16 protein-coding genes and 2 pseudogenes are annotated in these 21,629 nt (G+C 54.9%); 13 read left to right on the top strand and 5 right to left on the bottom strand.

Features of this window, described 5'->3' with window-relative positions; genetic code table 11:
• Positions 1-78: 78 nt before the first annotated feature.
• The 7 genes and pseudogenes from GFB49_RS17750 to GFB49_RS17720 form a co-directional block, all read left to right on the top strand.
• Positions 79-330: pseudogene (locus GFB49_RS17750) on the top strand (transposase); the annotation flags it as partial.
• 185 nt (positions 331-515) lie between these two features.
• Entirely contained in the window at positions 516-2,588 is a 2,073-nt protein-coding gene (locus GFB49_RS17745) for a TonB-dependent receptor (protein ID WP_194269390.1), read from the top strand.
• A gap of 4 nt (positions 2,589-2,592) precedes the next feature.
• The gene (locus tag GFB49_RS17740; RefSeq protein ID WP_153217274.1) at positions 2,593-3,354 is read left to right on the top strand and encodes an ABC transporter ATP-binding protein; all 762 of its coding nucleotides are present in this window, start codon (positions 2,593-2,595) and stop codon (positions 3,352-3,354) included.
• 41 nt (positions 3,355-3,395) lie between these two features.
• Positions 3,396-4,289, top strand: coding sequence for an iron-siderophore ABC transporter substrate-binding protein (locus tag GFB49_RS17735; RefSeq protein ID WP_153217273.1), 894 nt, complete (start codon positions 3,396-3,398; stop codon positions 4,287-4,289).
• Complete coding sequence (gene fhuB / locus GFB49_RS17730; RefSeq protein ID WP_153217272.1) at positions 4,286-6,256, top strand: Fe(3+)-hydroxamate ABC transporter permease FhuB; 1,971 nt, start codon at positions 4,286-4,288, stop codon at positions 6,254-6,256. Before GFB49_RS17735 ends, fhuB begins: the two co-directional genes overlap by 4 nt.
• A gap of 48 nt (positions 6,257-6,304) precedes the next feature.
• Complete coding sequence (locus tag GFB49_RS17725) at positions 6,305-6,943, top strand: TetR/AcrR family transcriptional regulator (protein ID WP_153217271.1); 639 nt, start codon at positions 6,305-6,307, stop codon at positions 6,941-6,943.
• A gap of 73 nt (positions 6,944-7,016) precedes the next feature.
• On the top strand, positions 7,017-8,063 hold the full coding sequence (locus tag GFB49_RS17720) for a siderophore-interacting protein (protein ID WP_153217270.1): 1,047 nt from the start codon (positions 7,017-7,019) through the stop codon (positions 8,061-8,063).
• Between the two features lie 168 nt (positions 8,064-8,231).
• Here the strand turns inward: GFB49_RS17720 and GFB49_RS21305 are convergent.
• The 4 genes and pseudogenes from GFB49_RS21305 to GFB49_RS17700 form a co-directional block, all read right to left on the bottom strand.
• Positions 8,232-8,344 (bottom strand): annotated as a pseudogene (locus GFB49_RS21305) (integrase); the annotation flags it as partial.
• Between the two features lie 230 nt (positions 8,345-8,574).
• Complete coding sequence (locus GFB49_RS17710; protein WP_153217269.1) at positions 8,575-9,546, bottom strand: haloalkane dehalogenase; 972 nt, start codon at positions 9,544-9,546, stop codon at positions 8,575-8,577.
• Between the two features lie 63 nt (positions 9,547-9,609).
• Positions 9,610-9,993 carry a hypothetical protein gene (locus tag GFB49_RS17705; RefSeq protein WP_153217268.1) on the bottom strand — a complete coding sequence of 128 codons (384 nt, stop codon included), beginning with the start codon at positions 9,991-9,993 and terminating at the stop codon, positions 9,610-9,612.
• 53 nt (positions 9,994-10,046) lie between these two features.
• Positions 10,047-10,361, bottom strand: coding sequence for a hypothetical protein (locus GFB49_RS17700; protein ID WP_153217267.1), 315 nt, complete (start codon positions 10,359-10,361; stop codon positions 10,047-10,049).
• A 132-nt stretch (positions 10,362-10,493) separates the two neighbouring features.
• Between GFB49_RS17700 and GFB49_RS17695 the strand changes: the two genes are divergently transcribed.
• Positions 10,494-11,411, top strand: a complete 918-nt coding sequence (locus GFB49_RS17695; protein ID WP_153217266.1) for a LysR family transcriptional regulator — start codon at positions 10,494-10,496, stop codon at positions 11,409-11,411.
• Between the two features lie 21 nt (positions 11,412-11,432).
• On the opposite strand, the gene GFB49_RS17690 is transcribed toward GFB49_RS17695, so the two are convergent.
• Entirely contained in the window at positions 11,433-11,981 is a 549-nt protein-coding gene (locus GFB49_RS17690; protein ID WP_194269389.1) for a TetR family transcriptional regulator, read from the bottom strand.
• A 94-nt stretch (positions 11,982-12,075) separates the two neighbouring features.
• Here GFB49_RS17690 and GFB49_RS17685 point away from each other — a divergent pair, with 94 nt between their 5' ends.
• From GFB49_RS17685 to GFB49_RS17665, 5 genes are all read left to right on the top strand, one after another.
• Entirely contained in the window at positions 12,076-13,200 is a 1,125-nt protein-coding gene (locus GFB49_RS17685) for an NmrA family NAD(P)-binding protein (protein WP_153217264.1), read from the top strand.
• 42 nt (positions 13,201-13,242) lie between these two features.
• Positions 13,243-13,764, top strand: coding sequence for a carbonic anhydrase (locus GFB49_RS17680; RefSeq protein WP_194269388.1), 522 nt, complete (start codon positions 13,243-13,245; stop codon positions 13,762-13,764).
• A 14-nt stretch (positions 13,765-13,778) separates the two neighbouring features.
• Positions 13,779-14,522, top strand: a complete 744-nt coding sequence (locus GFB49_RS17675; RefSeq protein WP_153217262.1) for a hypothetical protein — start codon at positions 13,779-13,781, stop codon at positions 14,520-14,522.
• On the top strand, positions 14,509-15,372 hold the full coding sequence (locus GFB49_RS17670) for an alpha/beta fold hydrolase (protein ID WP_153217261.1): 864 nt from the start codon (positions 14,509-14,511) through the stop codon (positions 15,370-15,372). Before GFB49_RS17675 ends, GFB49_RS17670 begins: the two co-directional genes overlap by 14 nt.
• A gap of 1,000 nt (positions 15,373-16,372) precedes the next feature.
• Complete coding sequence (locus GFB49_RS17665; protein WP_153217260.1) at positions 16,373-21,550, top strand: Ig-like domain-containing protein; 5,178 nt, start codon at positions 16,373-16,375, stop codon at positions 21,548-21,550.
• The last annotated feature ends 79 nt before the right edge of the window (positions 21,551-21,629 follow it).

Raw genomic sequence — 21,629 nt, 5'->3', positions numbered from 1 at the left:
CTCTCATAAGCAGATTTTGACACCTGCACTATGGCGCATTGCGACGCCGGTTGAAGCAGGAGCCATCCACCCCATCAGCTTGGGGACCGCGGCTACGATGCCGACTGGTTCAGAGACGCGTTGCAAAAAAAGATACGCGCCTGCATACTCGGTCGAAAACAGCGCAAGAAAACCGTCAAATACGACAAGCGCAGATACAAGCGGCGCAACTGTATCGAAATCATGTTTGGCAGGCTGAAGGACTGGCGGCGGGTTTTGGCACGACAAGACAGGCGCCCAAAGGTCTTCTTGTCGGCAATCGCTTTGGCAACCCTCATCATTTACGGGCTGTGTGTCCTAAGCTTAGCAAAACATTGTTGCCTGTCTCAAAGACTATGGCGAGTTACATCTTTCAAAATGTGATATATTGCTCACTTTTATTGTTGACTGTTTCCCTATCTTTGTTAAGCGTGCGTCTCAGACCCAGCGCTCCGCCAGGAAAAACAAATATACCTCCCAGCGGACAGGGAAAATCTATGCAAATTTGGACGACTGCCAGCGTGCTCGCGCTTGTTGCGGCTTCCTCTGCCATTGCGCAGGAAGAACAAGTTTACACTCTCGATGAAATCGTGGTTTCTACAGTGCGGGGAACCGAGACCACGATCGAAGAAAGCACAGCCTCGATTTCGGTTATCACCGAAGATACGATAGAGGAACGTGCCTCGGTTAACACGCAGGTCGGTGACCTGCTTGGTAAAACTGTGCCCGGCTTTGCGGTGCCAACTGAAAACCTGACCGACTATGGTCAAACTTTGCGGGGGCGGAACTTCCTCACACTGATTGATGGCATTCCCCAGACCAACACGTTGAACAATGACTATCGCGCGCTCAACAGCATTGGTCTTTCAGCTGTCGAGAAAATCGAAGTCATTCGCGGCACTACGGCAGCCTACGGATTTGGGGGAGCGGGTGGCCTGGTGAACATTATCACCAAATCGCCAAAAGACGGGGAACAATCGTCCGAAGTGTCTTTTGGCCTGCGGTTTCAGGAAGAAAATGTCGGAGACTCGCTGTCCTATAACTTCCAAGCAACCACTGCGAAAAAGACCGGAAAATATGACTACCTTCTGTCCTTTGGTACGGAACAAACCGGCAGTTCCTTTGGCGCGAGTGGCGAACGGCGCCCGCCGGACAGCTATGGTGCGCAAGGCGGAACCGACGATATCAGCGCCTACAATCTTTTGCTGAAAGCAGGCGTGGATCTTGAGAACAACCAGCGGCTAGAATTCTCTGCCAATCTTTATGATTACGAACAAGACAGTGATTACGCAGGTGTCGTCGGTGGAGGTAGCATTGAGAACAATACTGGTGCGACACCAAGCCGTGGCAATCTCAACACCAAGACACCGGGAAATACAAACCGCAGCTTCTCGGCCAAATACATCAACGAAGACATCCTGGGCGGTACGCTAGACCTACAAGTCTATCACAACGACCGCACCACAACCTTCACCCGCACAGAATTTCTTGGCTTTCAATACCCGCAGTATGAAACCGAAAGCCAGAAAACCGGCGCGCGGGCGACGTTTAATACCCCATTGTCTGGGGCCACAAACCTTGTGTGGGGGCTAGATCTCATTCGGGATAAAACCGTGGTGAACCCGATCGACACGCCTGTCGCCACAACGCCGGACATGGAGATGACAGGTTATGCACCTTTTGCGCAGCTAACCTATGATGCAGGACCGCTGAGCGTCACCGGTGGCTTGCGGTATGAAGTTCTGGACGTCGATATTGCCGACTTTGTAAACAGTTCCTCTGTCGCGATCACCGGAGGCGAGGTGAAGTATCGCGAACCGCTTTGGAACCTGTCGGCGTCTTATGCTGTTGCTCCTTCTGTGACGGTATTCGGTGGCTATGCGGAAACCTTCCAATTGGGCGCATTGTCGCGCGCGCTGTCGGATTCCACATTTGCGACAGTGGATGCCATTGATGGTGAAGGCCAGCGTACAGAGAGTTACGAACTGGGTCTGCGTGGTGGCAATGGTGCCTTTGATTACTCGGCAGCGATTTTCCAAAGTGAATCCAACGCAGGCGAGACCTATGATGCGAACCTCAATTTGGTTCTGGCACCTGAGAGGATTCGAGGGATCGAGTTGACCGCTGACTACGCGATCAATGATCAATGGGCGATTGGTGGTACTGCCACGTTTTTGGAAGGCGAGTATGACACTGATGGAGACGGCAGCCGCGACAGCGATCTGGGATCTGACCGTATTCCACCCACCAAATTCACAGCCTACGTAAATTTTGCGCCAAACAGTTGGTCCAACTACCGCCTGGACGCGTTGCACTCTGGCGGTCGCAACCCGGACTCGAACCAATTCACCGGATTGCAAACCATTGAAAGCTACACCGTTTTGGACGCCAGCGCGCAGCTTGATATTGGACCGGGCGTTCTACGCATCGGCATCAACAACCTGCTGGACGAGGACTACGTTCCTGTTCTGATGCAGTCCTATTCGGTGCAGGCTTATGGCTATGACGACTATTACTACGTCAAAGCGCCAGGGCGGTCGATCTCTGCCAGCTACACCATCCGGTTCTGACGCTATGTTTCAGCTTACTGATGTCTCGGCCACTTTTGCAGACCGCCGTGTTCTGGAGGTCACTAAGCTGGACCTAGCTGCGGATGAAATCACTGTCTTGCTCGGCCATAATGGGTCGGGCAAGTCCACTTTGATGGCCGGTCTCGCGCGGCAAGTAAATTTGGCGGGCTCCATTGCAATCAACGGACATAATATCCACGGGTTTTCGGCGCGCAGCTTTGCACGAGAGGTTGCGCATATGCCGCAAAACCTACCTCCGGCTCCGGGGCTCACCTTGCGCGATATGGTGCTCTTGGCTCGTTATCCGTGGCGAGGTCCTCTGCGCCCTTGGACCGAAACCGATTTTGCCCGTGTGGAAGAGGCGATTGCAGCTGTTGGCATGGCTCCCTTTGCCGATGTTCTGGTAGATGAGCTGTCCGGCGGAGAACGTCAGCGTGGTTGGATCGCAGCACTAGTGGCTCAAGATGCCCCCTTTGCGCTGTTGGACGAACCCCTGTCGGCGCTGGATATCCCTTATCAATTTCAAGTGCTGGAGGTGATCCGTGGTCTGAACCGAACACAGGGCATTGGTATTATGATGATCCTTCATGACGTCAACTTAGCCGCCGCCTTTGCTGACCGTGTCATAGCTTTGTCCGGAGGGCGTGTGGTCTTTGACGACCGAGCTGAGAAACTGATGCAGGCCGACGTTTTGCAACGGATCTACGGGATTGAACCGCACATCCTACTTCACCCGAGCCGCCAGACATCCGTCGCGGTGTTTTAACTGATTTTCGTTCTCCCACAGGCTTTTTAAGGACCAAAAAGATGCGTTTTCTTCGATTGATGTTGCTAATGTTCTGGCCCGGCCTCACGCTGGCGCAGCCAATCACCATTACCGACAGCCGTGGCCCCCAAAGTTTCGACAGCACACCAAAGAGGGTAATCGCTGGGAACTGGATGCTGGCTGAAATGTTGCTTGAGCTGGATATTGTGCCCGTTGGGATTGCCGATCTTGCGGGCTATAACAAATGGGTCGTGGCGCCGGAAATGCCCGAGACCGTCGCCGATATTGGGCTTAGGTCCGAACCAAATCTTGAGGTCGTCATAGATCTGAAACCAGACTTGATCCTGTTGAGTGATGATGGTTTGGCAATGGCAGAGCATGCGGCCCGGATTGCGCCGGTCCTGCATTTTGATGCCTATTCCGACAAACACGACAATATACCCGCCGGGCGTAAAAACTTCCGCACACTTGCAAAGCTTTTTGGCCAGGAGCGTCTTGCCGAAGCCAAGCTGGCTGCGATGGATGCCCGCCTTGCAGAACAGGCCAAAACCTTAAAGGAGGCCTTTGGCGACGACATACCTCAGGTCACATTGATCCGTTTTCTTGATGAAAAACGGGCCGTGATTTATGGAGAAAACAGCCCCGCCTTTGCAGCGCTTTCCGCCCTTGGCCTAAGCTCTGAAATTGATGTGCCCAAAAGCAAATGGGGCGTTGGTTATCGCCGTGTTCGAAAATTGGGATCTGTTACCCAAGGCAAGGTGATGTATTTCGAACCTTTTGACCAACAAGAGCAGCTGTTCGATACAGCGCTGTGGCAGGCTATGCCATTTGTGCAGTCCAAGAATCTGAGCGCCCTTCCGGCAATCTGGAGCTATGGCGGACCGCTGACGGTTGGTCGTGTCGCAGACGCCATTTTTGATGCTTTGATCCCGTGAGACGACCGTTTCCTATAACCTTCCTGCAACTGGCCCTCTTGGTGGCAGCACTGGCGCTACACCTTGTGGTCAATGATGCGCTGAGCGTAAGACCACTTGCGTTGCTAAGCACGCCTGGGTTGGAAGAGGTTCTATTTTTGACCGCAACCTTGCCCCGTATCACAATGGCACTGTTGGTGGGCGCGGCCATGGGATTGTCTGGGGCGTTGTTGCAGGAAATATCCCAAAACCGTTTGGTTGCCCCCACAACTCTCGGTACGGCATCCGGCGCCTGGTTGGCTATGGTTGCAACGGCCTCTCTGGCTCCGGCAATTTTTGCCGATCAGAAATTTTGGGTCGCCATGAGCGGCGCCATAATCGCCACGGGATTGGTGCTTGTTGTGTCAGGTCGCCAGCAAATGGCCAGCCTGTCACTGATCATTGTTGGCATGTGTGCCAATCTGGTGTTTGGCGGCTTGGGGATGGCGCTGGTCTTTCTCGATACCGAAGCGACCAAACCTTTGTTCATCTGGTATTCCGGCGACCTGACCCAAACCGGCTGGGATCAAGTCCGCTGGTTCGCACCGCAGCTTGCCCTTGCTGCATTTATCACGCCTTTGGCAGCCCGTGCCATTGCTTTGATGCGACTTGGTGGTGATCAAGCCCGATCGCGCGGCCTGTGGGTGTTCCCGCTGATTGCGCTCTCAGTAACTTTGGCGTCTTGGATGACAGCTGCGGCAATCACCTGTGTTGGCATTATTGCCTTTGTCGGCGTGCTCGCCCCGAACATGGTGCGTGCATTGGGGGTGCGTGGCGTTCTCCCAACCCTGTTGCTGAGCGCATGGGCTGGGGCGATATGCTTGCTGGCGGTCGACAGCCTCCCAATTGCGCTCAGCAACTGGAGCAAGGAACTGATCCCAAGCGGGTCCGCTGCTGCCCTATTGGGAGCTCCGGCCTTCATTCTGATTGCCATGCACAAAAGCACGTCGCTGCAGATAGAAGCGGCACCTTTTTTGCCCGTCAGGCGACGGGCCTGGAAAGTGAACCTGCTGTTTGTGCTGGCGATTGCTATTTTACTCTCCTGTGGCGCACTGTTTGTGGTCCGCACAGCCGAAGGTCTGGTGACCGACTTCAGCGGCGGCCTACGTTTCGATTTCAGATGGCCGCGGGTTCTGTCCGCCGCTGGCGGTGGTATCGCCATGGCGACCGCCGGTACCATCATGCAGAGGTTGCTGCGTAACCCCTTGGCAAGTCCAGATATTGTCGGTGTCACATCAGGTGCCACATTGTCGGTTGTCACGGCCGTTATCCTGTTAGGCCTTCCCTTCTCCCATGCTGTCTTACCTGCCGCAGTGTTCGGTGGGGTCGCGGTGGCTGCGATCCTTGTCGCAATGAACCACCACAGTCGCAGCGGCCCTGGCTTGATGATCCTGTTTGGTCTCGCCACCTCTGCGACTTTGGACGCCGTGATGAATTTCGTTTTGGCGCGCGGTGGCGATGTCGGCTACAACCTTCTTCCTTGGCTTTCCGGAACAACCGCGATGCAGAGCGGCTCAGAGGCCTTGTCTCTCGTTGTGATTGCCGTGGTCGGGCTCGGATTGGCAACCGTCAGTGCACGCGTTTTGGATTTGGTGTCGCTGGGCTCCCATGTGGCCGAGGCCAGAGGTGTTTCCATGCGGGTCGCTTCGCCCATCTTCCTTATCCTCAGCGCGGCTTTGGCCGCTGCAACCACTGCTTTTGTCGGACCCATCAGTTTTGTAGGGCTATTGGCGCCACATATCGCAAGAATGCTGGGTGCCCGCATGGCACTGTCTCACTTGCTACTTTCGGCGGCTATTGGTGCGCTGATCATGATCCTATCCGATCACCTTGGGCGCATACTTTTGTTCCCGCAGACCTTACCAAGTGGAACGATCGCAACAATCGGCGGAGGTCTATTCCTATTCTATCTCCTTGCGAAAAAAGACAAGTTTCACAATCGCACCTAGCCCATTCATTCGTCTCTCTTCATTCCGGCACCTCATTTAAGGCCCCAGATGTTCAAATCAGATTTCCCCCTTTCTCCGCGCAAAACAGCAAAACAGGAACGGTCCCGACGCAAGGCTGAGCACATTCTCGACACAACGCTTGCGCTCTTGGCCGAAGGCCAAGGTGATCGCGTCACGACAAAAATGATTGCGCAACGGGCTGAGATCAGCATTGGCAATCTTTACCAATTCTACCCAAACAAAGAAGCGCTGTTCTACGACTTATTCCAACGCTGGATGGAGCGTGTGATCGCCGCTTTGAACCGGTTGGAGGATACCTTGCACGCAGCTGATCCAGCTGAACGTGTGCCGCTGTTCTTGGCAGGCATTTTAAATGACATTGGTGGCGACGCAGAGCTTAACGGCGCGGGGCACTGGGCATTGCGATCGGTGATGGAACGCTCGCCTGAGTTGTCGCAGGTGTCTCTCCAACACAACGAGCGTTTTCTGTCGAGCCTTGATGCACTCCGATACCTGTGTGTGGCAGAGGGAACATCGGACCCCGCCCCAGAAATCAAGTTGCTCCAAAGCCAGATCACCGCCGCCTGCCTCTATGTGATGTCAACAACTCAAGATAAATTCCGGCGCGACAATGTCCGCGAACAGAGCAAGAAGTTGATGTTGCAGTCGCTTTTTCTCAACGAATAGGCTTACGACCTTTGCGCATTCGGCATTGCTGAATTCACCCCACCCTTCTTCCCAACAGTGAAATGCCGCTCCAATGTCTATAGCACAAACCAGAGCTTTGCTCCTCACACCGCAGCCTGATGAAATGCTGGCCGCTGTGGAACATCACTTGCGTCAGGAACACGAGACGCATTTGGAAACCGGTAAAGATGGCAGCCGATTTGTCGACAAGGACGGTTTTTGCGTGACATTCCAGACCGAAGAAAAAGGTTTACAGATAAGCCTGCGCGCACCGCATGAGGGTATGTTGGTCTTACTACGTGACCAAGTGGTGCAACATGTCCACGAATTGTCACCCGAGGCGGCTTCTGACCTGCGATGGGAAGGGTTTGATTGTGCCTTACGCGACTACCCTTCAAACTTCCGTATCGGCACATTGATCGCACGCAGTCGGCCAGTGACGGGCCTTCTGCGCCTACAGCTTCAAGTGGACGATATTCCGGCACTGGGGGACGGTCTTCACCTCAAGGTGATGCTCCCGTCGCAACCTTCTCGCGCCCCAGCTTGGCCGCGTCTGGGGGCAAATGGCGGGCTCCAGTGGCCAAAGGGAAAAGATGCGCTGCATGTGCGCTATTTGACAATTAGAGCAACAGACCCAAAGGCTGGTCTGGTATGGCTTGATGTCGTCGACCATGGTGACGGGTTGATGTCAACGTGGGCCGCGACAGCCAAAGTGGGAAGCACAATTGGCCTGATGGGCCCAACCGGCACCCCTGTAATCCCTCAGGTCGAAAGGGTTTTCTTGGCCGCAGATCAAACCGCAATGCCGGTTGTCGCCCGAATGATAGAAACCCTGCCTCCACAAGTCCGGGGCACTGTCGTCGCAGAGTGCGATAGCGCCGAAGAAGCCCGCAGTTATTTCAACTCAGACAAACTAGAGATTGTGGCTCTCGACCGGGCATCCTTTCGCTCAGCCATTCTTGAGCAGGCCACGGAAATCTGTCGCGTTGAAAAACCACAATATGCGTTCTTTGCAGGAGAGCTTTTGAACGCACGAGAGTTGCGCGCGTTTTTTCGTGGCGATTTGGCGCTCGGCAATCGACATCATTCAAGCATAGGGTATTGGCGTGAACACGAGTAACACTTCCCCGTGCAATGTCGTTTGACGCAGGCCAAGCATTTCGGCCATTGGCTTTCCCTAGAGTTCGAGCAGATGCAGCAAATGTCGAGAAAGGGGGAAACGGGTGCAGCATCCAAACAGGGTGTCGAGCGACCGGTATAGGCCGCCCTTGCGAACGGCCCAGATGGTTTAGATTTCGATACCTTCCGCGACGGTCAAAGCATCTTCAAGCACAATGCCAAGGTACCTGACCGTGCCGTCAATCTCAGTATGCCCAACAGGAGTTGGACGGCCCGAAGGTTGTCGGGTAAAGCGTTGCATGCGACAAGCCCGGACGGGCGAAGGATTGCCGGGCGCCACCATTGGGTGAACGGGAGTGACGTCCGCCTAGCCGTGGCCTGGAAGACTTGAAGGGCCAGGCCACAGCAATTGTTCCGCACAGGTTCCACGTGCCGCGCGAGGAAGCGACGTCGAAGCCAGTCAAAACAAAGCCCCCAAAAGCTTGTGGATTGGAGGCTTTATGTTTTGCCATTTAGTTCCTTCGCATCCAATCTCGGAGCGCGCGGCCGATGGCGTCGGGCTGATCTTCCTGGATAAAATGCAAGCCCTGGCCAACAAAGCTGGTTTCCAGGTTTTCTATCAGGCCCGTGTAGTAGGGTAAGGCCTGAGGCGGCACCAGAACCCCGGGTTCTGCGTAGGTCAGCAGCACCGGCATGCCGGTCTCACCCATAAACGCTTGAATCAGGTTCATAAGCTCTACATTGCTCGCAGGCTCCCCGCCGATAGGGACTTCGCGCGGCCACATCCAAGTCGGGAGGCGGTCGGCCTCTTCCGGATAGGGGGCGGCATAGGCGGCTGTGGCGGTCTTACCAAGAGAACGGTTGACCATCGCAGGAAGGATCTGGTTCACGAAACTGTTCTCAACCATGATCATCTGGCGACCCATTTCAGGGTCACGCATCGCGTGGAACATATTACCGAATTCTTCCCCCATGGCCTCGTAACTGGATTGCGGAAAGGCTGGAGGCAGGACACCCTCCATGAAGGCCAGCCGCACGACTTTGTCCGGATTGCGGCGCGCGAAGTCCCAGGCCAGCGCCGCGCCCCAGTCGTGCCCGACCAGCGTGATATCCGTCAGATCCAGCGCCTCGACAAAGCCGTCCAGATAACGCGCGTGATCGGCAAAATCATAGGTGATCTCTGGCTTGGCAGAGTTGCCCATACCAATCAGGTCCAATGCAATCGCCCGATTGGTGTCGGCAACAAAAGGCATCACATTGCGCCATAGATAGGACGAGGTCGGGTTGCCATGAATGAACAAGACGGGCGCACCGGCGCCGACCTCAAGGTAGGACATTGTACTGTCGAGTACGTCGACCGACTGTCGCGGCAGTTCGGTTTCTTCGGCAACGACCGGAAAAGGAAGCTTGTAATCCTGGGCCTGTGCTGCAAACGGGCTGGCCAGGCCAACCGCGACACAAAGCGCGAGTTTAAGCGATTTCATAGGTGTATCCTTGATTGGGGGGCTGTCCGGGGTGCGAACAGTGGCTGGGTTTTGCTGATCTGCTTACCGGTCTGTCGTCATCCAGAACTGGGTTTGCGACATGTTGAAGATCGAGTCTCGCAGCGGCACATGCAGCAGGTAGTTTGGGTCTGAGAAAATGCCCGAAAACGGGTCGGCAATCTCCAGTTCCCACAACTGCACGATGTTGGGCGTTACATCAGGGTGCCCCTGCATCTTATTTTGGACCTCAAGTACGCGAACACGTTTGATGCCGTGCGTTTCGATGATGGGGATTACCTTGTCGAAGTAGCCCTGCGCATCTTCATAGGTCTTGCCCTCGTTCAGGGTCAGGACGTCCACCAACATTGGGCTGTTCTCGGCCCATGACAGGGTCGCGGTTAGGGCCATCGTGGCAAAGCTGACGGCGGCGGCGAGATTTTTAAACATAGTATTCTCCTCTCCCCGGTGCGGAAACCTGGGTGTGGATTGGAATTGGGAATTCAGACGAAGCGCGATGTCAGGATGATCGAGGCATTATCCAGATCGAAAATCGTATCGCGTAGCGGGACATAAGATTGATATTCGGGATCCGAGGCCATGCCCTGCATCGAGCTTTCCGGGTCGACGGTCTCAAACAGATTGACCAGATTGGCTGTTTGCGTGCCGCGCAGCATCTTGTGAGCCTCCAACGGTTCGTTCAGCCGGGTCAAGCCATGACGTTCCATAGCTGGTTTCACCTTGTCGAAATAGGACATGGCATCGGCGACGGATTTTCCCTTTTTCAAGGGCAGAATATCGACCAAAACATAGGTCATTCGTATCTCTCCTCATTCTCCCTCCACACGTCGGAGGGTGTGATCTAATCCGGGCTATTGCTCGATGATCGGAAAGATATTAGTCACACTGCAGGCCCTCAATTGCTTCTATTGAGACACTGTGGAACACTCATGAGACAATATGATTGGAACGATTTAAAGCTCTTCTTGCTGTTTTTACGCAGCGGGTCGACCCGTCGCGCGGGTGCGATGACGGGGGTCAGCCATTCCACAGTTGCGCGACGTCTGGAAGCTCTCAGCACCCTGGCGGGCGGGCCACTCTTTCAGCGGGTATCTGGTCGGCTTGAAGTCACCGGCATCGGGCAAGACGTGCTGACCGCCGCCCGCGCCATCGAAAGCGAAATCATCGCCTTGGACCGTCGCGCGTTTGGGCAAAACCGGGAACTCGAAGGCCCGGTGGTTTTGTCCATGGGCGATGTCTTGGCCGTAACGCCGATGCTGAGCATTCTGGCGCGTTTTTGCCAGAGCTACCCAAACATCGACCTGCGGATTATCACCAGCGCCTCACTGTCTGACTTGGACCGGCGCGAGGCTGATCTGGCGCTGCGCTTTTCCCACAGCCCAAGCGACCATCTTGTCGGGCGCAAGCTGACACAAACCGCCCGCGCGATCTATGCCTCCAGAGACTATGTCCGCCGCTTCGGGCCGGACCTTGCAGTCGGTGGCGCAGGCTGGATCAGCTTCAGCCCTGATACCTCTACCGAAGGCTGGAAAAAGGCCACGCCCTTCGCGAAACTGCCGACCCACTTGCGCATCCTGGACATGCGCGCGCAGCAAAGTTCCTGTCGGGCGGGCGCGGGCATTGTCATGTTGCCCTGTATGCTGTGCGACCCCGATCCCGAGCTGGTGCGGATCACCGAGCCTGAGTTTGTACCACGTCAGGACCTATGGCTGTTGCGCCATGCCGAGCTGCGCGACAACGTTCGGGTCCGCGCGTTGCGCGATCATATCGTAGGTGAACTGCCCGACCTCCTGCCCCTTTTGCGCGGCGAAACGGCGGAAACCTTTGGACAGGACGCACGTGCTTGAGAATGCCTCGTGGGCAGTAGCTTAGCTGATCTGTCGCAATCCTTCGTTGGCAGCATCCAGGATCTCTCTGGCTTTCGCGGGATCCTCGGCAAAACGTGCGATCGTGATCGCGCCGACGATCAGCGCCAGTTTCTTATATCCCTCTTGGATGCCTTTATCGCCCTGCAACAAGGCAGCGACCCTGTCCGTTGCATTGGCGATTTCGGCCTTTAGGGGTCCATCCGCGCGAGCCAGTTCGGACCCAAGTGCCGCCATGGGACATCCATGGCGGGGGGTGTTGAGATGTTCTTCGGACAAGTAGGTCTTGAGATAAGTTGCGCGGGCAGCATCACGTTCTGCGCCTTCGGGTGCGGCCTCTATGTTGCCAACTGCCCCATCAACGGACCTCGCTAACGCGGCGGTTGCCAACTCTTCTTTGCTGGAAAAGTGGCGATAAAACCCGCCATGCGTCATGCCCGCCGCCGCCATAACGTCGGCGAGGCTCAGGTTTTCGATCCCCTTTTCACGAGACAGCTCAGCTGCAGCCTGAAGAATTCTCTCATGAGACTTCTGTTTTTCGACATTGGACACTCTCGGCATCGCGGACCTCGGATCGCAGGTTGACAAATTAGATTTTTGATATCATCTATTATTTTAGATTACAATCAACATCTAAAGGTGAACCATGGCGAACGCCCAAAAAATCCTTGTCACATCCGCCGCGGGACGCATTGGGCGCGATGCGGTTCGGTTTTTCCTGGAAAGCGGATTTGAAGTCCGCGCCATGGTGCGACGCCAAGATGGGCGCGCGGATGAGCTCAGCGCGCTTGGCGCTGAGGTCTTTGTGGGCAATCTCTTTGACTTTGGCGATTTGACCACCGCGATGCAGGGCATCACCCGCGCTTTTCACATTCCGCCCTTTGCACCGCATTTGCTGCACAACACGATGTTGGTTTGCCTCGCGGCACAGGAAGCAAAGCTGGAAGCACTGGTCTTGCTGTCGGGCTGGAACCCAAGCCCAGAACATCCCTCGATGCTGACGCGCGAGCACTGGATCGCCAACAACATCGCGCGCTGGATGCCGGATGTGGGTGTCATCCATCTGAACCCAGGCATTTTTGCGTTCACCTATCTTTTGACCACGCCAGTGACGCGCAAACTCGGCGCACTTCCGCTGCCATTTGGTAACGGCGCGAACGCCCCAGTGGCGGAACGTGACATCGCGCGGTGCGGCGTGGCGTTGCTCAAGGATCCGCAACGCTATGTCGGAACGTCGTGGCGACCGACCGGGCCTGCCATGCTGACCGGCGCGGATGTGGCAGAGATCCTGACCGAGGTGTTTGGCCGTCGCGTGCGCCACCAGCCCATCTCGTTCAAAATGTTCTGCAAGGCCGCGCGGGCCATGGGGTTTCCTGATTTCGACACCCACAATCTGCGCCACTATGCCGAAGAAATCGCAAATGGGGCCTTCGCCATTGGAGCGCCAACGGATCATGTCGAAAGGCTAACCGGCTCACCCGCAGAGAGCTTCAAAACCACCGCAGAGCGCTACGCCGCAGACGTCCGGCGCTTGGCGCCGAATGTCTCTGATGCCTCTACCTTCGGTGCCATGGCGTTCATGGTCAAAATGCTGCTGACCCGCGCCCCCACCTTCAAAGACCTGTCCCAATACGAAGCCAATGCGCAGCTCAGCGCGCCCAAAGGCGGGCATGAAAACCCCAACTGGCAGGATGCGGCGCGTCGCGACCAGTTGATGCTCTTGGATGGCCCCAGCCCCACCCAAGCGCCTGCCCCCTTCAAAACTGCCTAAATCCATCATCAGGAAAGAAACAACATGACAGCTACATCGATATTGCTTGATCGCAACGCCCGCTTTTCCGTCGGATTTGACAGCGGCGATATGCCGGCATTTCCCAAGCTGGGCACAATGATCCTGACCTGCATCGACGCGCGCGTTGATCCGGCCCATGTTCTTGGTCTGGAGCTTGGCGACTGCGTGGTCTTTCGCAACAACGGCGGCCGGGTCACGCAAAATTTCGTCGACGAGGTCACGGCGCTTGCCATCATGGTCGCCAAGATGAGCGGCGCCATGGAGGCGGCGTTCGACATTGTTCTGATGCAACATACTAAATGCGGCGCGCAGAGCTTTGCGGACCCGCAGTTCCAGGCGCTGATCAAGCAGCGCACGGGCGTTGATGTCACCCCCAACGCCATCACGGACCAGCGCAGCGATCTGTTGTCGGATATCCAGACCCTGCGCGATGCACCGAATATCCCGGGCGGCATCCGTGTCGCCGCGATGCTCTACGACGTTGAGACCGGCATCGCGCAGGAAGTCGCCCCCCCGACACCTTTGGCTGACCTGCGACATTGAGGGGGAAGCGGAACATGCAAAATTTCTATGTGATCTACGTGCAAATCTTCAGCATTGCACTGCCAATGCTGGCGGTCGTGATCGGGAGCTTCGGCGCCTTCCGAGCGAACCTGTCCCCCGCGCAGACTGGGCTATTCATTGCAGTTGCGGGCATTGTCTTTGGGTCTTGGTACGCGACGGCCCTCCCCTTGTCAGAAGCGGGTATGTTCAACGTTCCTGTCGTATTTGGGGAGCCGCCCGTTGTGTTGATGTATCTCTTCGGCGGCGCGTTTGGGATTTGGGCGCTGGCGTGGCTAACACCGCTTGGCAGACGGCTCAGCGAGGCCACACCTCTGAGCGCCATCGCGGCGTTTCAGATCCCCCGGCTGATGGGGGGCCTCTTTGTGGTTGGTTGGTTGTCCGGGGATCTGCCCGCCTTGTTTGCACTCCCCGCCGGGTTGGGTGATATTCTTGCCGGGATTGCGGGCTGGCAGGCCAGCCGGGCGTTGGCAATGGGTGCGTCAAATGCACATCGACTGTTATGGCGCGCGACAGTAATCGGGATCGCAGACTTCATTCTGGCGGTTGTTCTAGGGATCCTAACGTCACCCGGGTTTGCGCATCTTTATGCGCTGGACGCTCCGAATATCATCAATGATCACCCTCTGGCGATGTTTCCTGCCTATTTCGTGCCGATCTTTCTTGGGTTTCATTTCATCGCGATCTCCCGCCTGCGCCGGGATCGCGATCAAGGAATGATGGCGCATGCCGGACTTTGACCCTGACCAATCCCTATACCCGTTCACTTCAAGGTGGGTCACGTTGGGCGATGGCACGCGGATGCACTATGTCGATGAGGGAACCGGACCCGTCTTGCTGCTGTTGCATGGAAACCCGGCGTGGTCGTTTTTGTATCGCAACATCATTCTTGGCCTGCGAGGGCATTTCCGTTGTATCGCACCTGACCTGCCGGGTTTCGGGCTTTCCCAGGCCCGAGCGGGGTTTGGATACACGGCCAAGGAACAGGCCGATGTCATTGTCGACTTTGTCGATCAGCTCGGTCTGAAAGGCATTGGTGTCATGATGCAGGATTGGGGCGGTCCGATCGGTTTGCATTTGACGCAAACGCGCCCCCAATCCGTGGAACGTCTGATCATTGGCAATACATTTGGATGGCCGTTGAAACGGCGCGGCCCGCGCGTATTCTCATCGATCATGGGGGGTATGGCGGGCCGAATGGGCGCAAAACACTTCAATGGGGTGCTGTTGTGGTTCTTCAGAATGGGTGTCACGAAACCTCTTCGGAAAGAAGTTTGGGATATGTACCAGGCACCTTTTAAACAGCGTAAGAAGCGTGCTCCAACGCACATTTTCCCCAAGCAACTCACAGAGGCGGATGAATTCCTTCAGAGGGTTGAAGAAGGATTGTCGGCCATCTCTAACAGGCCTGCGCTGATCTTGTGGGGGGATAAGGATTTCGCGTTCAACGGAGACGAGCGCGGCAGGTTTGAAACGGCTTTCCCATACCACCTGTCGATAACACTCAAAGGTGCAGGACACTTCATTCAGGAAGACGCCCCCGATGCGATCAACAAGGCCGTCTTGGATTGGTATGGTTACTCAGAATAATCCTCGACGCAGAACATCACCTGGGTCGCAACTATTGCACTTTGGCATGCCTCCGCAAAATTCTGCCAATTCTCAACGCGTTCAGTCATACAGCCCAACGTTTCTGTCTTCGGCGCCATGAGAGAAGGTGTGCCCGCGCATTTGGCTGAACAACAGCCCACATGGGCATGCATGCTGCTGCGCACAACGTCACAGTCTGCTGTCGCAACCCTGGTCCAGGGGATGACGGCTGAACCAAATCATTGCCAAACCCAATTACACCGTGCGGCTGATCATGCGATCGTTGTCACTGACACGCGAAGTTAAGCCAAATGGTCTGAACATTCCCCGGTCGACCAACACGTTTGGCCCACGCAGGAACGAAGCCATGTCTTGGCGATGCTTTCGTTCAAACCAAATGAAAGCCGTCGATCAGCTGGAAACAACCAAGCGCAATCTTCGTCCATTCCGAGGGTCTAGGTCGCGGCTGCAGGTCGCACCATTTACCGAGCGCACATCTATGCCATCACAAAACGCCCACACTACCAATAATAAACTTCGAAAAATGAGAACTGCAAAAACCCACCAACATCAATAAGTTTATAACTACAATTCTCACACCTTCATCTCGATCTGAAATTTATTACACCCGCGATGCACTTTTTGCCAATCAGAAAAACAGAGCGGCCATTAATTAATGATTCCCGCCAAAAAGTGGCACGGCCAAATGCGGCTTCCCCTTCAATTCTCCACAATTCAAACACACATTCAAACATGTTGCACACACCACCTTGTACATTGATTTTACTTACCCTTTAAGGCCAGAAATCTTTAAAAGGCACCACAAATCGTCACAATTCAGACGCATTTCTTGCTTGGTGATTTTTTAGATTTTATTTATTAAAATTATTCCATTTGCACATCACAGTTATTTTATTTTTAAATTCCACTCGAGCCAAGTTAATTGATTTGTGATTTCAAACGCTCAATATGAGCACCTACATCTTTTCGGAGATTTACATTGGACAAAGTAATCAAAGGTATTGCGCCCCTGCTCACTGAAGAGCTTTCAATTAATTCAGATATTATTGAAAGCGACACAGCACTGGCCCCAGAAGAAAGCTCGGATGCCGCAACAAGCGCGCTAGATAGTGAGGCCAATGAGGTGCAGATCTCTCTTCAGGGAGAACTGGTTGATCTTGGATCCGAGGACACCGCTTTGGTCTTTGAGGACTCTAATGAAGGCATCGATATTACCGGGGTGAACCGTTGGGCAACTCTTGGCCAAGAGCTGGGAATTTCCGCAAATACAACAGGTTTTATCTTTAACGCTCGCAACGCATCAGCTGTTATTGGTGATCAAACGGTCTTTGCTAATTATGCAACCCTGCAACTGAACAAGAGCGATATTTCAAGCACATCTTTGCTGTCCACAACCGCCTTGGAAACCACGCTTCAGCTGGCTAGTGTGGGCCTGAACGTCGCAACAATTGTTGCAACTTCGGGTGACGATCGCTTCCTTGGCTATGACCAAGATGTCGCGGTTTATGGCGGTGCAGGCGACGATTATTTCCGGTCTACAGGTGGTGACAAACAGCTGTTCGGCGAAGACGGAAGCGACAGCTTTGCAATCAGTGGCGGAAACGGTGCGTTCATTGACGGCGGCGACGGATACGATCGTGCGACCTTTGGCGGCGGGCAGGAAGGCCTGGTTATCGAATCTGTCGGGGCTTATGGGCAGCTTGGCCAAGAGCTGGACATCAATCCAACTGACAACAGCTATGCAGTATACCAACGTGGCGCAACGGCAGACTTCAACGGCGAGACCGTCGCAGCCGGTTATGTTCCAATCAATAACAACAACGCTGTTGGCTCGGATGCGCCCTTGTCCGACACGGCTCTCGAAACAGCGCTGACCTTTGGACATCTCACCAAAGACGTCGAAGAAATCACCGGCTCAAAATATGACGATGTTTTCCTCGGCGGACGTTATGACGAGGCGTTTAATGGGGGCGACGGCGACGATTGGCTCGAAGGGCGGACGGGCAACGACACGCTGAACGGTGGCGCCGGCAACGACAATATCGTTTTGTCCGAAGGCATCAAGGACATCGACGGCGGAGCCGGAAACGACACGATTTGGCTGCGTGGAAGAGCCGAGGATTTTACTGTTCTGGCTCAAGAAGATGGCTCCTACACCATCACAACTGCGACCGGGGAAACCAGCACTGTTCGTGGCGTGGAGTTCGCGCGCCTGTCAAACAGTGACGTTGTCGCGCTCGCGGATCTAGTGGTCGCAGAGGACCCCCTCCCCGAACCAGAACTGCCGCCCGAGATTATCACCTCCGATGACACCGGCGCGGTCGAAGAGGACGGAACTGTCGTTCTGGACCTGTTGGAAAATGACTCAGGTGAAGCCCTCGCGATTTTGTCCATAAGCGCTCCACAGAATGGCTCAGCGGTGCTGAATGCCGATGGGACTGTCACCTACACACCATCTGCAGATTTCAATGGCACCGACAGCTTTAGCTACACAGCGACAGATGCAGCGGGACAAACATCAACTGCAAACGTTTCCGTCACAGTCTTGCAAGTCAACGACGCGCCGGTCGTTACTGGCACCGCGGTCACCAGCGTGCTGGAGACAGCTGGCTCTGATCAAGTTCTGGCACAAGTCACCGCCGAAGACGTAGATGGCGATGCGCTTCAGTATGAAATCAGTGGTGGCAACGACGCCGGTCTGTTCGAAATTGACGCAGCCGGAGCGATCTCGCTGGCAGAAGGCGCGTCCTTGGATTTCGAAACCACATCCCTGCACGAGTTGGAGGTTTCGGTTTTCGACGCAGAAGCCACCACCACCACGCAAGTGTCCATCAATGTGGAAGACGTGGATGAAACCCGAAGCGATCTGATCGCGCAAACCGACCGCGCTTTTGGCGTGACCGATGGCTCGGGTTCGATCGGCTTGACAGGTGCTGCAGACTACACCTCTCATCTGCCGTTCTTGAACCTGATGAAATTTGCGCGGCCACACTATGCCAGCCGCCCCAATGAGTTTGGTTATTACAATCGCGGACAACTGGAAGAGATGGGCCTGTTGGACGAGAATGATTACCTGACCGCATTGCCGGAAGATGCATCACATGGTGGTTTTATCTTCTCAGGCACCGTGGGGCGCGAAGGAACCTATGTTTTGCGCTGGGAAGGTGAAGGCGACGTAGGTCTGCACCTGGACGCAGAAATCGTCAGCCAAAGTGACAATGAGATCGTGTTCACCCACAACTCTGGCACGGTGGAAATTCGTATCTTTGACACCGACCCCAACGGCACCGGCGATTACGTGCGCGACATTTCCTTGGTCAAAGAAGAATACGTGGACCTTTACGACGCGGGCGCAGTGTTTAATCCAGAAGCGATTTCGCGCCTGCAGGACTTCCGCGAATTCCGCACCATGAACTGGCAGCGCACAATCGAGTCTCCTATCGAAACTCTGGACGACATTCCAAAGCTTGAAGACAGCTCCTGGGCGACAGAATACGGCGTTCCGATGGAAGCCCTGGTTCAGCTGGCAAACGAAGCGGGCACGGATCTGTGGTTTACGATCCCAACCAAGGCAAATGCTGAGGTGGTCGAGTACTACGCCACATATATTCGTGACAACCTTGACCCGAACCTGAAAGTCACCGTCGAATATGGGAACGAGCTGTGGAACTATGGCTACCGGGATACCTATGACCTGCGTGACGAAGCCGTCGAAACCTGGGGGATTGACCCGGGGGACAACGCAGCGCGATATGCCTTCGTAGCGAAAAAAGCCACCGAAGCGGCACTGATCTTTGAAGAGACCTTTAATCAGGTCGACGAAGCAGACCGCCCACTTTTGCACAAAACCCTTGGCACGCAAACCGCAGTCCTCAGCGTAACAGAAAACTTACTGGCAGCTGAAGCTTGGGAGTTTTATGAGCCGGACACATTCATCCCACCAGCCGAAGTCTTTGATTCAATTGCCGTAACGACTTACTTTGGCGGGCAAACCCTCACTAATGACGGGCTGCGCGATGCGTTGCTGGAGGCAATTGCGGACCCAGAAGTGGACGCGCATGAATTCCTGTTCAACAACCTGATGGATCCGACCTATCCGTCCTCTATTCCTGCTCTGTCAAATCTGCTTCACGCACAACGCGACATCGCGGATCGGTACGGTATTGGGGTCACTGACTATGAAGGCGGCGCACACCTTCTTCACTTTGACAATACGGACCTGCCAGCGGAAGTCGCGGAATCATTGGTTGATTTCTATGTGGAGTTTTACCGCACAGATTATATGCGCGAACTTTACCAGGCCGTCTGGGACATCTGGCGTGATGTCGGAGATGGTGCATTCACCAACTTTGGCAGCATCAGCGAGCCCTCGCGGTACGGCTTCTTTAGCTTTCTGTCGGACATTTTTGACACCAGCCCGCGTGCCGAGTTCTTGTATGAGCAAAACGAGTTGGTCCCGGCATGGTGGGAAGATCGCGGCGGTGAACATTTCCAACAGGGGATCTTTGAAACCGGAAGCGATGCAGATGATCTGTTGATCGGCACCAACCAAGAAGACCAGCTTGGTGGCGGCGCGGGCGATGATTACATTGTCGCAGGTTTCGGCGATGACGCTGTGCATGGTGGCGAGGGTTTTGATACAATCCTGTTGGCCGGTGCGCGGGAAGATTACGACATCTACCGTGACGGTGATGCGGTGATATTCCGACACGCAAATGGCACAGACAGGGTTCTGGGCGTTGAACAGGTAGAATTCCAAAATGGCGAAGATTTCACCATCGAAGAACTGGTCAAATCCTATGACGCCGAAAATACCGGCCCTGTTGCGGTTGACGATCTGATCGACGTCAACGAGGACGAGAACACCGACATCACGGCCTTGTTGCTCAATGACATCGACGCGGACGGTGATACTTTGGTTGTGGCCGACGTCAGCCAGCCGCAACATGGTAGCGTGCGACTGGCGGCTGATGGAACGGTTACCTACATCCCCGACCCCAATTTTGTGGGCGAAGACAGCTTCACCTATGTGGTCTCAGATGGCACGGACCGCAGTACTGCGACGGCTTCCATTACGGTGCACAATCAGGTTGACGCGCCAACAATAGAAAGTGACATCATCACCGTACTCGATACTGATTTCGCACTGGGCGACGTCATTTATCAGGTTGAAGCCGAAGATCTCGATGGGGATGCGCTCGAATACAGCATTGTTGGCGGCGACAGTGGCAATCGTTTCGAAATCGACGCCACAACGGGTGAGATCAGAACGGCTGGAGCGCTAACTGATGACGTTGGTGTGCCTGTGACCGAATATGACCTTCAGATTGAGGTTACAGACGGCGACTTTATTGTGGGGGGAACCGTATCCCTGGAAGTGCATCAAGATGCCAATGTGGTGGCAGAAACGGCACCAGTCGGGCAACTGTTTAACGGTGGTCTTGGCGACAATGATGTTCTGCAATTGGTCGGACACAATGGCCAAGGTCGTAATGTTGGGCCTATTGGGAACGGCACATATGACCCGCATTACACCGGACTTTTGAACGAAGGTCTGTTTGAAGGTCTCGGCTTAACCGTGTTCCGCAACTATACAAAAGGATACGAGGTTGAAATCGACGGTGAGATCGTCGTCGTAGACCAAGATACGTTGGATTCAGACTCGTTCGAATTCGTGCTCCAACAGTCCAACTATTCCACCGGGTTCGAGGTTCTTTCTGGCACCGAGTTCGCTGACTCATTGGGTGGATCAAATAACGAAGATGATCGATACTATGGCAACGGAGGCAACGACTTCATCGCGACACGCGGCGGTGACGACATCTTGGTTGGCGGTGCAGGACGGGATTACCTGATTGGTGGCCAAGGCGCAGATACATTTGTGTTTGATGACCTGGGTCGCGAAGACTTTGTGCAGGACTTCACCCTGGAAGATGGGGACGTTCTGGATGTCAGCGCGCTGCTGAATGGCTTTAACAGCAACAGCACGTTGGGCGACTTCCTTGAACTCGAGTTTGATGAGACCTTTGGTCAGCAAATCCTGAACGTCAGCGCCGAAGGCGACGGAAACTTTGTGGAAATCATTCGCTTCTCTGCAGAGACCGCACTGTTCACGCTGGACGAGCTGCAGGCTGAAAACGCCCTGCTGTTGGTCTAAGACCTTCTAAAAACGCCATTACCTACAAACATCCCTCGGAGCGAGAGCACATCTCGCACCGGGGTTTTCCCATTCTGCG

This window comes from Tritonibacter litoralis (assembly GCF_009496005.1).
In the GTDB taxonomy this organism is placed as follows: Bacteria; Pseudomonadota; Alphaproteobacteria; order Rhodobacterales; family Rhodobacteraceae; genus Epibacterium; species Epibacterium litoralis.
Note: the sequence above shows the minus strand (reverse complement) of the source record. Positions and strands in the feature narration are given on the sequence as shown.

Bases quoted from the DNA above. Each gene is read 5' to 3' on its own strand.
- GFB49_RS17745 (WP_194269390.1), top strand. From the start codon at position 516: ATGCAAATTTGGACGACTGCCAGCGTGCTCGCGCTTGTTGCGGCTTCC.
- GFB49_RS17740 (WP_153217274.1), top strand. From the start codon at position 2,593: ATGTTTCAGCTTACTGATGTCTCGGCCACTTTTGCAGACCGCCGTGTT.
- GFB49_RS17700 (WP_153217267.1), bottom strand. From the start codon at position 10,361: ATGACCTATGTTTTGGTCGATATTCTGCCCTTGAAAAAGGGAAAATCC.
- GFB49_RS17720 (WP_153217270.1), top strand. From the start codon at position 7,017: ATGTCTATAGCACAAACCAGAGCTTTGCTCCTCACACCGCAGCCTGAT.
- GFB49_RS17705 (WP_153217268.1), bottom strand. From the start codon at position 9,993: ATGTTTAAAAATCTCGCCGCCGCCGTCAGCTTTGCCACGATGGCCCTA.
- GFB49_RS17675 (WP_153217262.1), top strand. From the start codon at position 13,779: ATGCAAAATTTCTATGTGATCTACGTGCAAATCTTCAGCATTGCACTG.
- GFB49_RS17685 (WP_153217264.1), top strand. From the start codon at position 12,076: ATGGCGAACGCCCAAAAAATCCTTGTCACATCCGCCGCGGGACGCATT.
- GFB49_RS17725 (WP_153217271.1), top strand. From the start codon at position 6,305: ATGTTCAAATCAGATTTCCCCCTTTCTCCGCGCAAAACAGCAAAACAG.
- GFB49_RS17735 (WP_153217273.1), top strand. From the start codon at position 3,396: ATGCGTTTTCTTCGATTGATGTTGCTAATGTTCTGGCCCGGCCTCACG.
- GFB49_RS17670 (WP_153217261.1), top strand. From the start codon at position 14,509: ATGCCGGACTTTGACCCTGACCAATCCCTATACCCGTTCACTTCAAGG.
- GFB49_RS17695 (WP_153217266.1), top strand. From the start codon at position 10,494: ATGAGACAATATGATTGGAACGATTTAAAGCTCTTCTTGCTGTTTTTA.
- GFB49_RS17710 (WP_153217269.1), bottom strand. From the start codon at position 9,546: ATGAAATCGCTTAAACTCGCGCTTTGTGTCGCGGTTGGCCTGGCCAGC.